This is a genomic window from Leisingera daeponensis DSM 23529, assembly GCF_000473145.1.
Taxonomy (GTDB): Bacteria; Pseudomonadota; Alphaproteobacteria; order Rhodobacterales; family Rhodobacteraceae; genus Leisingera; species Leisingera daeponensis.
On the sequence record NZ_KI421500.1, the window covers coordinates 3,515,477 to 3,527,516 of the forward strand.

Genomic DNA, 12,040 nt, shown 5'->3' on the forward strand with positions numbered 1-12,040 from the left:
CTTGAAACTCCGTTCTCCCGGCGCGGTTGCGCCGTGTGGGTTTAAGGACGGATCATAAACGACCAAAAAGGCGGGTCCAGCGTTGAATCACCAGAATGTCATTTTGTCCCCCGGGCTGTACTTCGTCGCCACGCCGATCGGCACGGCCCGCGACATTACCTTGCGGGCGCTGGATGTGCTGGCCTCGGCCGATGTGCTTGCAGCTGAGGATACACGCTCGCTGCGCAAGCTGATGGAGATTCACGGGGTGCCGCTGGGCGGGCGGCGGATCATTGCCTACCATGATCACAGCGGCAGCGGCGCGCGCGCCAAGCTGCTGGAGGCGCTGGCGGAGGGGAAATCGGTTGCCTATGCCTCCGAGGCCGGGATGCCGCTGATTGCCGACCCGGGCTTCGGCCTCAGCCGGGCCGCGGCGGAGGCGGGCCACATGGTGACTTGCGCCCCCGGCGCCTCGGCGGCGGCCACGGCGCTGACACTGGCGGGGCTGCCCACCGACGCTTTCTTCTTTGCGGGCTTCCTGCCCAACGCCTCAGGGGCCCGGCGCAAGCGGCTGGAGGAGCTGCGGGAAATCCCGGGAACACTGATCTTCTATGAATCGCCCAAGCGGGTTGCCGCCTCGGTCGCGGACATGGCCGCGGTTCTGGGCAACCGCCCGGCGGCGCTGTGCCGCGAGCTGACCAAGAAATTCGAGGAAGTGCGCCGCGCGCCGCTGGCGGATCTGGCCGCGGGGCTGGAAGACAGCCCGGTCAAGGGCGAGATCGTGCTGCTGGTCGACCGCGCGCAGGAAACGGAGGTGAGCGAAGGCGATCTGGAAAGCGATCTGCAGGCCGCGTTGCAGGGCAACTCGGTCAAGGATGCTGCCGGGATTGTCGCCGAAATGCACGGTCTGCCGCGGCGCAAGGTCTACCAGCTGGCGCTGCAGCTGGCGAAGGACAGCTGAGCCATGACCCGTGCCCGCCAGCACCGCGGTGCCCGTGCCCATCTGGCGGGCGAAGCGGCGGAGGAGATCGTTGCCCGCCACTATGAAAACCGCGGCTACACCGTGGCGGAGCGCCGCTGGCGCGGGGCAGGCGGCGAGATCGACCTGATCCTGCGCGCCCCGGACGGGCTGGTGTTCGTGGAAGTGAAGCACAGCGCCACCAGCGCCGCCGCGGCGCAGCGCATCACCCCGCGGCAGGCGGAACGCATCTATGCCAGCGCCGGGCAGTACCTGGAGACCACGCCGCAGGGGCAGCTGACGCCGGTGCGCTTTGATGCGGCGCTGGTCAATGCAACCGGCGCCGTTGAAATCATCGAAAACGCTTTCGGCATGGACTGAACCGCGCCTGACCCATTGAACCCCAGGACAGGGTGGGCCATGTATTTGGCCAGTTTACAAGGGATACTGCCATGAAAATCGCCTTCCAGATGGACCCGGTCATGGGCGTGAACATCAACGCCGACAGCAGCTTCCGCCTGGCCGAGGAAGCCCAGGCACGCGGCCATGAGCTGTTCTATTACGGTCCCGACCATCTGGCCTATCAGGAGGGCCGCATCACCGCCCGCGGCCATGACATGACCGTTCAGCGGGTGGCGGATGCGCCGGCAATTCTGGGTCCGGAACGCGAGGTGGATCTGGCGGACTTCGACGTGGTCTGGCTGCGCCAGGATCCGCCGTTCGACATGCACTACATCACCTCGACCCATCTGCTGGACATGCTGAAGGGGCAGGCGCTGGTGGTGAACGACCCGTTCTGGGTGCGCAATTACCCGGAAAAGCTGCTGGTTCTGAAATTCCCGGATCTGACGCCGCCGACCACCATTGCCCGTGATTTGCAGACCATCAGGGCGTTCAAGGAGGTCCATGGCGATGTGATCCTCAAGCCGCTGTACGGCAACGGCGGGGCCGGCGTGTTCCGGCTGGACGCAAACGACCGCAACCTGACCTCGCTGCATGAGCTGTTCACCGGCTTCAGCCGCGAGCCGCTGATCGTGCAGAAATTCCTGCCCGACGTCAGCAACGGCGACAAGCGCGTGATCCTGGTCGATGGCGAGCCGGTGGGGGCGATCAACCGGGTTCCGGCGGCGGGCGAGACCCGCTCCAACATGCATGTGGGCGGGCGCCCCGAAAAGACCGGCCTGAGCGAGCGCGATATGGAAATCTGCGCCGCCATCGGGCCGCTGTTGCGCGAAAAGGGGCAGGTCTTTGTCGGCATCGACGTGATCGGCGACTACCTGACTGAGATCAACGTGACTTCGCCCACAGGCATTCAGGAGCTGGAGCGGTTTGACGGGGTGAACATCGCCGAAAAGGTCTGGCAGGCGATCGAAGCCAAGATCCGCTGATGAGCTGGCAGCGCCGGGCCATCAATGCGTGGATGCGCTATGGCCTGAAACCGGCGCTGCGGCTGACCGGCAGTCCGGAGTTCGTGCGCAAGGTCTTTGACCTGACCGCACCGCTGTTCTGCCCGGCGCTGCCCTATACCCGGGTGCTGCGGCGGCCTGCACCGGTGCCGCTGTATCTGGTCTCCGCCGGGCAGACCCGCAGCAGGCGGATCATCCTGTTCCTGCACGGCGGCGCCTATCTGGCCGGCAGCGCCCGGGCCTATCAGGGGATGCTGTCCCGCCTGTCTTTTGCCTCCAGAACCGAGATCGCAGTTCCCGATTACCGGCTGCTTCAGGAGGCGCCGTTTCCGGCGGCCTATGACGATGCGATGACGGCCTGGCAGTCGCTGCGCCGCATGGGCTACGGGCCGGGGGATATCCTGCTGGCTGGCGACAGCGCGGGCGGCGGGCTGGCGCTGGCGCTGCTGGGCGGGCTGCTGGCCAGGGGGGAGCGGCCGGCGGGCGTGATTGCCTTTTCCCCCTGGTGCGACCTGACGCTGAGCGGGGCCAGTATCCAGGCCAACCGTGACAAGGACGTGATCATCCCCGCCGGACGGATGAAAGAGGTTATCGAGCAGTATCTGGCGGGCGCGGACCCCGCTGATCCCCGCGCTTCCCCCCTGTTTGCGGAGTTTCCCGGTCCGCCGCCGGTGCTGATCCAGGCAGGCGACGTCGAAGTGCTGCTGTCGGATGCAGAGCGGATGGCAGAACGGCTGCAGGCCGCGGGCGGCAGCGTGCGCCTGACCCTGTGGCGCGATGTGCCGCATGTCTGGCAGTTCATGGCCGGGCACCTGCCGGAGGGGCAGGCGGCGCTGGAGGAGGCGGCCGCCTTTGCGGTGGCGGCGCTGGATGGCGGCTCAGCGGGTTGAGGGCAGCCGGAAGCTCAGCGCCTCGGCAAAGTGCTGGCGCTGCACCCGCTCTTCACAGGCCAGGTCGGCGATGGTGCGGGCAACCCGCAGCACCCGGTGATAGCCGCGCGCGCTGAGCCCGAAGCGTTCCGCGGCGCGGATCAGCAGGCTGCGGCTCTCGGCGTCGGGCGCGGCGATCTCCTCCAGCAGGCTGCCCTCGGCGTCGGCGTTCTGGCGCAGGCCGGGATAGTCCCGGAACCGGGCGGTTTGCATCTCCCGTGCGTTTGCCACGCGCTGGGCAACTTCGGCAGAGCCCTCGGCGCCGGGCGGCAGCTCCAGGTCGGCGACAGCCACCGGCGGCACGTCCAGATGCAGGTCGAAGCGGTCCAGCAGCGGGCCTGAGATCCGGCCCAGGTAGTCGGCACCGCACAGGGGCGCGCGGGAACAGGCGCGGTTGGCATCGGCCAGGTAACCGCATTTGCAGGGGTTGGCGGCGGCCACCAGCATGAACCGGCTGGGGTATTTCACATGGGCATTGGCACGCGCCACCATCACTTCGCCGGTTTCCAGCGGCTGGCGCAGGGTTTCCAGCACCGGGCGCGCGAATTCCGGCAGCTCATCCAGGAACAAGACGCCGTTGTGGGCCAGGCTGATCTCGCCGGGCTGGGCGCGCCGCCCGCCGCCCGCAATCGCCGCCATCGAGGCGGTGTGATGCGGTTCGCGGAACGGGCGGGCGCGGCTGATGCCGCCGTCGTCGATCAGTCCGCACAGGGAATGGATCATCGAGGTTTCCAGCGCCTCCGCGGGCGACAGCGGCGGCAGGATCGAGGGCAGCCGCGCCGCCAGCATCGACTTGCCGGAGCCGGGCGGGCCGATCATCAGCATGTGATGGCGTCCGGCCGCTGCGATTTCCAGCGCCCGCTTGGCCGTTTCCTGGCCTTTCACGTCGCGCAAATCCTTGCCGCCCAGCCCGCTGACCGCCTCGCCGGGCGCGGAGGGTTCAATGCGCCGCTGTCCGGTGAAATGCTGCACCACCTCCGTCAGCGTGCCAGCGCCGATCACCTGCGCCGCATCGACCCAGGCCGCCTCCGGCCCCGAAGGTTTCGGGCAGAGCAGCATCCGGTCTTCCTCCGCCGCGGTGACGGCGGCGGGCAGGGCGCCGGCCACCGGCATCAGCTGGCCGTCCAGCGACAGCTCTCCCAGGGCGATGGTCTCCTCGGCCTTTTCCGCCGGGATGATGCCGATGGCGGCCAGCAGGGCCAGCGCAATCGGCAGATCGAAATGGCTGCCCTCCTTGGGCAGGTCCGCGGGCGACAGGTTCACCGTGATCCGGCGCGAGGGCAGGGCGATGGACATCGCCGCAAAAGCCGCCCGCACCCGTTCCCGGGCTTCCTGGACCGCCTTGTCCGGCAAGCCGACGACTGAGAAAGCAGGCAGGCCCGGGGCGACGGCGCATTGCACCTCGACCAGCCGGGCCTCGACCCCTTGAAACGCAACTGTATAGGACCGTGCGGTCATCTCTCCCAACCCTCCTGATGCAGGGAGAAATGCTTGGCAATCGTGGTTTCCGAGTCATTAACGCCACGAGCGGCGGGCGGCGATTTCACGCAGAATTCGCGCGCGCGGCAGGCTCAGTCCAGAGTCCAGGGCCGCCGCGGCAGATCCATCGCGTAGGGTTCCGGGTCATAGCTGACCTCATGCGCCTGCTTCTGCCATTGCAGGACTGCCGGGTCGGACAGCAGCAGCTTGCAATAGGCGCGGGTCTCAGCGGACACCGGCAGGCCGTAGCCCGTGATCCGCGCCGCCACCGGGGTATAGAACACATCCGCCAGAGAATACGCCCCGAACAGATAGCCGCTGCTGTGGCCCGACACCTTGCGGGCGTGGGCGAACAGGGTTTCGATCCGGTCCAGGTCCGCCTGCACCGCGGGCGGCACCTCGAATCCCTCGTACACATGCGCGAGCTGCATCGGGCAGCCGCCGCGCAGCGCGCCAAAGCCTGCGGCCATCTCCGCCGCCAGCCAGCGCGCCGTGGCACGCTGCGCCGGATCCGACGGCCAAAGGCCCGCCTCCGGATGCCGTTCCGCCAAAGTTTCGGCAATGGCGACGCTTTCGCCGATCACCGTGCCCTCGGGCGTGCGCAGGGCAGGCACCAGCCGGGCCGGGGCCAGATGCGCCATGTCATCCGCCATGGTTCCGGAATACAGCCCCACCAGATGCACCGTATGGGGCAGGGAGAATTTTTCGAGCATGAGCCAGCCGCGCAAGGACCAACTGGAGAACATGCGGTCGCCGATATAAAGTTCATAAGCCATGCCAGCAGGCTAGCGCCGGGCGTAACATGTTGAAATGGAATGTTTGTGATGGCACCCGTCACGGGAGGTGATTGATCACACCCGTCCGCCAGCCGTCCGGGCCACGGGAAATTTCGCTGACCGACAGGTTGTCGATGCGGTGGGCAAAGGCCTCTTCCGCGGTCAGCAGATCCGCCCGCTGGATCTGGGTCAGGATCTGGCCGAAGTGGCCGACAACGATCAGGTCGCGGCCCCGGTGCGCGCCGATCAGCCCGTCAACAGCCGCATTCACCCGGTTGCAGACCTGGTGCCAGCTCTCGCCCCCCGGCGGGGTCACATCGCCCGGGGTCTCCCAATAGGCGCGGATGCGTTCCGGGTCTTCTGCGTCGATCTCGGCCCAGGTCCGAAGCTCCCAGGCGCCAAAGTGGATCTCGCGCAGGGCCTGCACATGCGGCAGACGCTGGCGCTGCCCCTGGATGGCGGTTGCGGTCTCTGCCGCGCGGGACAGGTCCGAGGACACCACCAGCGCGTCTGCGGGCAGATAGTCCGACAGGCGCGCCAGCGCCGCCGAATCGGACAGATCGGCGGGCAGATCCGACCAGCCGACCATGGATTTCGCGTGCGTCGGACCATGCCGGATCAGAAACAGCCGTGTGATCATAGGCTCCCCTTCAGCACCAGCGGCAGCCCCGCGGTCACTTGCACCACGGTGTCCGCCCGCGCCGCCAGCACGATGTTGAACCGCCCCTGCGCCTCGCGGAACCGGCGGGCCAGCGCGTTCTCTGGCACGATGCCAAGGCCTGTTTCATTGGACACGATCACCAGGTCGGCCCGGCACTGGTCCACTGCCGCCAGCAGCCCGTCCTGGGCGGCTTGCAGGTCGTGATCTGCCAGCAAATGATTGGTCAGCCACATGGTGGCGCAATCCATCAGGCAGATCTGGCCCGGCTCCAGAACGCCCAGAACCCTGGCCGCTGTTTCCGGTTCCTCGACAGTGGTCCAGTCTGAGCCCCTCTGTTCGAGGTGCCGGGACACCTTATCGCGCATCTCACTGTCGAAAATTTGCGCAGTCGCCCAGTAAACCCTGCTTTTCCCGGAGCTTAAGCACAGCTGTTCGGCATAGGCCGATTTCCCTGAAGCGGCCCCCCCAAGAATTAAAGTTACATTTGCAGGCATTTCTTGCTAACCTGTAAGTCCGAAGCCGTTCCTGTGGGTATCCGCAGGGCCCGGTGAACACAAGAGACCGCAGCATCCCGGGGTTCCACTTATTAAGGCCGGGTAAGCCTGCGCAGGGGCCAAAATAAAATTTAACGTTCCCATTTTGGCCTTTGGATGAGCCGCGAGTCGCATCCGCTGCGCTGTTGCTGCCGGTCTATCGAAACCGGGCCCCCATTGTTCCTTGCGCGTCCTCATGACGGCAGTTTGTTAATTAGTTTCCGGGGGGAAATCACATGGCACTTGATCAAACACTCGAAAACCCATTGCCGAGGCAGGCAATGAAGGCTGAGCTTTTGGATGCCGATACCGAGCGCCGTCTGGCCTACGCCTGGCGCGATGACCGCGATGTCGAATCGCTGCACCGTCTCATCAACGCCTATATGCGCCTGGCCATTTCCATGGCCGCCAAGTTCAAGCGCTACGGGGCGCCGATGAACGACCTGATCCAGGAGGCGGGCCTGGGCCTGATGAAGGCCGCAGACAAGTTCGACCCGGACCGCGGAGTGCGGTTCTCCACCTATGCGGTGTGGTGGATCAAGGCGTCGATCCAGGACTACGTGATGCGCAACTGGTCGATGGTGCGCACCGGCTCGACCTCGTCGCAGAAGTCGCTGTTTTTCAACATGCGCCGGGTGCAGGCGCAACTGGAGCGTGAGGCGCGGTCCTCGGGCGTGCCGCTGGATCAGCATCAGCTGCATCAGAAGATCGCCACAGAGATCGGTGTGCCGCTGCGCGATGTGGAGATGATGGAGGGGCGCCTGTCGGGGGCCGACTTCTCTCTGAACGCGGTGCAGTCCACCGACGAGGAGGGCCGCGAGTGGATCGACGCGCTGGAGGATGACGCCTCGCAAGCCGAAGATCTGGTGCAGGAGCGGCACGACCGCCGCCAGCTGCGCAAGTGGCTGGTCACGGCGCTGCAGGCACTGAACGACCGCGAGCGCTTTATCATCACTGAGCGCAAGCTGCGCGACCGGCCGCGCACGCTGGAAAGCCTCGGCACGGAGCTGGGCCTCTCCAAGGAGCGGGTGCGGCAGCTGGAGGCCGGCGCGTTCCAGAAGATGCGCAAGAGCCTTGAAAGCCAATCGCGGGAGGTGCAGAAACTGCTTTCATGAGAAAGCGGCTGACTGTCCTGAAAACTTTGGCAAGCGCCGCCGTTCTGGCGGCGCTTGGCCTGTCTGGCGCCCGCGCCGGCGATCTGGCGGCGGCGGCCGGCCTGCTGCGCGGCGCAGATGTGGCGATCCTCGGCGAGGTGCATGACAACGCGGTGCATCATCAGCGGCAGGCCGCGCTGCTGGCGCAACTTCAGCCCAAGGCCGTGGTCTGGGAGATGATCACGGCGGAGCAGGCAGAAAGCCTCGATGCGGCAACGCTGTCGGACGCGGAGCAGGTTGCGCAAGCCTTGGACTGGGCGCAGTCCGGCTGGCCGGAGTTTTCCCTTTATGCGCCGGTCTTTGCGGCTGCGCGGGGCGCCCGCCAGTACGGCGCGCTGGTGCCGCGGGCAGAGGCCGCCCGGGCGCTGGAGGAAGGTGCCGCCGCCTATTTCGGTGCAGAGGCCGCCGCGCGCTTTGGCCTGGATCAGCCGCTGCCCGCTGCCGAACAGGCGGCGCGCGAGGGGGACCAGCTGGCCAGTCACTGCAATGCGATGCCGGCGGAGATGCTGCCGGTTCTGGTGGACATCCAGCGCCTGCGTGACGCCAGCCTGGCCGCTGCCGCGGACCGGGCGCTGGCAGAAACCGGCGGCCCGGTGGCGGTGATCACCGGTAATGGCCACGCCCGCGCGGACCGCGGGCTGGCGGTGTACCTTGCCAAGGCCCGCCCCGATGCCCGGATCCGCAGCCTGGGCCAGTCGGAAGACGGGCAGATCAGCGGCACTTTCGATCTTGTGCTGGATGCTCCGGCGGCAGAGCGTCCCGATCCCTGTCTGGCGTTTCGGAAAAGCGGCTGAGGGAGGCTGCGCACGCAGCTGACGCTGCATTTGCCCCGACCGCGCCGTGCGCAGCGCGGCGCCCGGCCCAACGCCGCCAGCGGCAGGGGCCGCAGGCCGGTGCCGCGCGGGGGCGGGAGCTTTTGCCTCTGCCTCTGCCCCCGGGGCCGGGCTAGGGGCGGGGAAAACCGTTTCACACTTCCCTTTCGGCGCAGTACAGTCGCGGCAAACCGGGCGAGGACGCGCAAATGCTGGCTGGCAAACATATTCTTCTGATCATCGGCGGCGGCATCGCGGCCTATAAATCGCTGGAACTGATCCGCCGCCTGCAGGATCAGGGCGCCCGGGTGACCCCTGTGCTGACCAAGTCCGGTGCCGAATTTGTGACGCCCCTGTCGGTGTCGGCCTTGGCCGGAACGCCTGTGCATCAGGAGCTGTTCGACCTGACGGCAGAGGCCGAGATGGGCCATATCCAGCTGTCGCGCAGTGCCGATCTGCTGGTGGTCGCACCCGCCACGGCGGATCTGATGGCCAAGATGGCGCAGGGCCATGCAAATGACCTTGCCTCGACGCTGCTGCTGGCCACCGACACGCCGGTGCTGCTGGCGCCCGCGATGAATGTGCGGATGTGGGACCACCCGGCCACCCGGCGCAATCTTGAAACCCTGAAGGGGGACGGCGTGTCCTTTGTTGGCCCCAACGAGGGCAGCATGGCCTGCGGCGAATTCGGCCCCGGTCGGATGGCGGAACCGGAGGAGATCCTGGCCGCCATCGCGGCAAAGCTCTCGGCGGGGCCGTTGAAGGGCAAGCGCATTCTGGTGACCTCCGGGCCCACGCATGAGCCGATCGACCCGGTGCGCTACATCGCCAACCGCTCCTCCGGGGCGCAGGGGGCGGCGGTGGCCCGTGCTCTGCGCGATCTGGGCGCGGAGGTGGTGTTCATCACGGGCCCGGCAGCGGTCCGGCCCCCAGAGGGGGTGCAGGTGGTGCCGGTGGAAAGCGCCCGCGAGATGGAAGCCGCGGTGCAGGCGGCGCTGCCCGCCGACGCCGGGGTCTTTGCCGCCGCGGTGGCGGACTGGCGGGTGGCCAGCGCCTCGGACCGAAAGCTGAAGAAATCCAAGGACGGGCTGCCGGTTCTGGAGTTCGCAGAGAACCCGGACATCCTGAAAACCGTCTCGCAGATGAGCGAAGGCCGTCCCGGACTGGTGGTCGGCTTCGCTGCGGAAACCAATGATGTGGTCGAAAACGCCACCGCCAAGCGCAAGCGCAAGGGCTGTGACTGGATTGTCGCCAATGACGTCTCGCCCGCGACGGGCATCATGGGCGGCAGCGAGAACGCGGTGATCCTGATCTCCGGCGGCGGCGCCGAGGAATGGCCGCGCATGGGCAAGGACGAGGTCGCCCGCAAGCTGGCAGAGCGGATTGCCGCGGCGCTGGCCGGGTGATCTTGAGTATTTTTGGAAAGATGAAGGGGGAGCGGGGATGGTCACGATCCGTGTGATCCATGAGGAAGCTGCGGACCGGGATGTGCCGCTGCCCTCCTATGAGACTGCCGGCGCGGCGGGGGCTGATGTGCGGGCCAACCTGCCGGACCGCGGCTTTCTGGTGCTGCAGCCGGGGGAGCGCGCCCTGGTGCCCACCGGGCTGCGCATCGAGATCCCGGCTGGTTATGAGGTGCAGATCAGGCCGCGCTCCGGGCTGGCGCTGAAACACGGGATCACCCTGCCCAACACGCCGGGCACCATCGACAGCGACTACCGCGGGCCGTTGGGGGTGATTCTGCTGAACGCGGGGCAGGAACCGTTTCAGATCGCGCATGGCGACCGCATCGCGCAGATGGTGGTGGCACCTGTCCTGCAGGCGCGGTTTGAACCGGCGGAGGCGCTGTCGGCAACGGCCCGCGGCGCGGGCGGCTTCGGCTCCACCGGGCAGGCCTGATGCTGCGGATCCTGATCCTTGCTGCGCTGATCTGGTGGGGCGGGCGTTTCCTGAGCCTGCCGCGCAACCTGCGCCTTGGGCTGCTGGCGGTGCTGTTCATCGCCGTGCTGGCGGTGCAGCTGACCCTGCCGGACGGGCACCCCCTGCGCGAAGGCACCGGCGGCTCGGTGGCGCCCTGGCTGATGCTCGGCGGCTTTGCCCTTGTGGCCGGTTTCTATGCGCGTATCGTGGCGGCTTTGAAGACCCGCGCCCAGCCCCAGGACACGCAGATGAGCCAGCCCGCAGGCACCTTCACCGAAAGCGAGCTTGACCGCTATGCCCGCCATATCGTCCTGCGCGAACTGGGCGGGCCGGGGCAGAAAAAACTGAAACAGGCCAAGGTGCTGGTGATCGGCGCAGGCGGTCTGGGCGCGCCTGCACTGCAATATTTGGCCGCCGCTGGTGTCGGCACCATCGGGGTGATTGATGATGACGTGGTCGACAACGCCAACTTGCAGCGCCAGGTGATCCACCGGGACAAGGACATCGGCACGCCCAAGGTGTTCTCTGCCCAGGCGGCGATGCAGGCGCAGAACCCCTATGTGGAGGTGCGCCCCTACAACCGCCGCCTGAGCGATGACATCGCGGCGGAGCTGTTTGCCGAATTTGATCTGATCCTGGACGGCACCGACAATTTCGAGAGCCGTTATCTGGCCAACCGGACCGCCGCGGCGCTGGGCAAGCCGCTGATCTCCGGCGCGCTGTCGCAGTGGGAGGGGCAGCTGAGCGTGTTTCACCCGGCAGAAGGCGGGCCTTGCTACCAATGCATTTTCCCGGAGGCGCCTGCGGCCGGCCTGGCGCCCAGCTGCTCCGAGGCCGGGGTGATCGGCCCGCTGCCGGGGGTTGTCGGGTCGATGATGGCGGTCGAGGCGGTCAAGCAGATCACCGGCGCGGGTCAGGTGCTGCGGGGCGAAATGCTGATATACGACGGGCTCTATGGCGAGACCCGCAAGATCAGGTTGTCCCGACGGGACGATTGCCCGGTCTGCGGCGGCACGCAAGCAAGCTGATCCTGTCCCGTGAATGAAGCTTACTACATTGCGCTGCTGTGCCACGCCCTGTTCGGCGGCCAGCCGGAGACAGTGCATCAGTTCACCTATCCCGGCGGGGCGGCATCCATCCGGACCGATTGCGAAAACCGCAACCGCGTCATTGAATTCGGTCTCGACAAGCGCAGCAGCCTGGACAGTATTCAGCAGGCGCTGTTCGCGGCGGAAATCACCGGCAAGGAAGCGGTGGTTGCGCTGATTGATACCGACGGCATGTTGGGCCGCTTTGAGTGGCGCATCGCCCGCGCGGCCAATATCGCGGGCGTTCCGATCCGGATCATCCCGGCTGAACTGGCCCACAGCCTCGGGGCCGGCGGCTGACCCGGGCAGCCGGAACCGGATGCGCCGGCCCGGCCCGCGCATCCC

14 protein-coding genes are annotated in these 12,040 nt (G+C 67.1%); 10 read left to right on the top strand and 4 right to left on the bottom strand.

Going from position 1 to position 12,040, the window contains the following annotated elements; genetic code table 11:
* Positions 1 to 82 precede the first annotated feature (82 nt).
* The 4 genes from rsmI to DAEP_RS0117645 all read left to right on the top strand — a co-directional run bounded on the left by rsmI (position 83) and on the right by DAEP_RS0117645 (position 3,233).
* Positions 83 to 940: a 16S rRNA (cytidine(1402)-2'-O)-methyltransferase gene (gene rsmI, locus DAEP_RS0117630; RefSeq protein WP_027245600.1), complete on the top strand. Its 858-nt coding sequence runs from the start codon at positions 83 to 85 to the stop codon at positions 938 to 940.
* A gap of 3 nt (positions 941 to 943) precedes the next feature.
* The gene (locus DAEP_RS0117635) at positions 944 to 1,318 is read left to right on the top strand and encodes a YraN family protein (protein WP_027245601.1); all 375 of its coding nucleotides are present in this window, start codon (positions 944 to 946) and stop codon (positions 1,316 to 1,318) included.
* 71 nt (positions 1,319 to 1,389) lie between these two features.
* Positions 1,390 to 2,325 carry a glutathione synthase gene (gene gshB / locus DAEP_RS0117640; RefSeq protein ID WP_027245602.1) on the top strand — a complete coding sequence of 312 codons (936 nt, stop codon included), beginning with the start codon at positions 1,390 to 1,392 and terminating at the stop codon, positions 2,323 to 2,325.
* A complete protein-coding gene (locus DAEP_RS0117645; RefSeq protein WP_027245603.1) occupies positions 2,325 to 3,233 on the top strand; it encodes an alpha/beta hydrolase fold domain-containing protein in 909 nt (302 codons plus the stop codon). Before gshB ends, DAEP_RS0117645 begins: the two co-directional genes overlap by 1 nt.
* Here the strand turns inward: DAEP_RS0117645 and DAEP_RS0117650 are convergent.
* From DAEP_RS0117650 to cobU, 4 genes are all read right to left on the bottom strand, one after another.
* Positions 3,222 to 4,730 (bottom strand): YifB family Mg chelatase-like AAA ATPase, encoded by a 1,509-nt coding sequence (locus DAEP_RS0117650; RefSeq protein WP_027245604.1) that lies wholly within the window; start codon positions 4,728 to 4,730, stop codon positions 3,222 to 3,224. The two genes, DAEP_RS0117645 and DAEP_RS0117650, sit on opposite strands and share 12 nt — an antisense overlap.
* Positions 4,731 to 4,843: 113 nt before the next feature.
* Positions 4,844 to 5,527, bottom strand: a complete 684-nt coding sequence (locus DAEP_RS0117655; RefSeq protein WP_027245605.1) for a glutathione S-transferase — start codon at positions 5,525 to 5,527, stop codon at positions 4,844 to 4,846.
* Between the two features lie 58 nt (positions 5,528 to 5,585).
* Positions 5,586 to 6,167, bottom strand: a complete 582-nt coding sequence (locus DAEP_RS0117660; RefSeq protein WP_036760821.1) for a histidine phosphatase family protein — start codon at positions 6,165 to 6,167, stop codon at positions 5,586 to 5,588.
* Positions 6,164 to 6,682, bottom strand: coding sequence for a bifunctional adenosylcobinamide kinase/adenosylcobinamide-phosphate guanylyltransferase (cobU, locus tag DAEP_RS0117665; protein WP_027245607.1), 519 nt, complete (start codon positions 6,680 to 6,682; stop codon positions 6,164 to 6,166). Before cobU ends, DAEP_RS0117660 begins: the two co-directional genes overlap by 4 nt.
* Positions 6,683 to 6,957: 275 nt before the next feature.
* Here cobU and DAEP_RS0117670 point away from each other — a divergent pair, with 275 nt between their 5' ends.
* The 6 genes from DAEP_RS0117670 to DAEP_RS0117695 all read left to right on the top strand — a co-directional run bounded on the left by DAEP_RS0117670 (position 6,958) and on the right by DAEP_RS0117695 (position 11,995).
* Positions 6,958 to 7,836 carry an RNA polymerase factor sigma-32 gene (locus DAEP_RS0117670; protein ID WP_008555256.1) on the top strand — a complete coding sequence of 293 codons (879 nt, stop codon included), beginning with the start codon at positions 6,958 to 6,960 and terminating at the stop codon, positions 7,834 to 7,836.
* A complete protein-coding gene (locus DAEP_RS0117675) occupies positions 7,833 to 8,669 on the top strand; it encodes a ChaN family lipoprotein (RefSeq protein ID WP_027245608.1) in 837 nt (278 codons plus the stop codon). Before DAEP_RS0117670 ends, DAEP_RS0117675 begins: the two co-directional genes overlap by 4 nt.
* 227 nt (positions 8,670 to 8,896) lie before the next feature.
* Positions 8,897 to 10,093 (top strand): bifunctional phosphopantothenoylcysteine decarboxylase/phosphopantothenate--cysteine ligase CoaBC, encoded by a 1,197-nt coding sequence (coaBC, locus tag DAEP_RS0117680; protein WP_008556123.1) that lies wholly within the window; start codon positions 8,897 to 8,899, stop codon positions 10,091 to 10,093.
* Positions 10,094 to 10,130: 37 nt separating this feature from the next.
* Positions 10,131 to 10,586 (top strand): dUTP diphosphatase, encoded by a 456-nt coding sequence (gene dut / locus DAEP_RS0117685; RefSeq protein ID WP_008553224.1) that lies wholly within the window; start codon positions 10,131 to 10,133, stop codon positions 10,584 to 10,586.
* Positions 10,586 to 11,635: a HesA/MoeB/ThiF family protein gene (locus tag DAEP_RS0117690; RefSeq protein ID WP_027245609.1), complete on the top strand. Its 1,050-nt coding sequence runs from the start codon at positions 10,586 to 10,588 to the stop codon at positions 11,633 to 11,635. Before dut ends, DAEP_RS0117690 begins: the two co-directional genes overlap by 1 nt.
* 9 nt (positions 11,636 to 11,644) lie before the next feature.
* Positions 11,645 to 11,995, top strand: a complete 351-nt coding sequence (locus DAEP_RS0117695) for a hypothetical protein (protein WP_008553454.1) — start codon at positions 11,645 to 11,647, stop codon at positions 11,993 to 11,995.
* Positions 11,996 to 12,040: the final 45 nt, after the last annotated feature.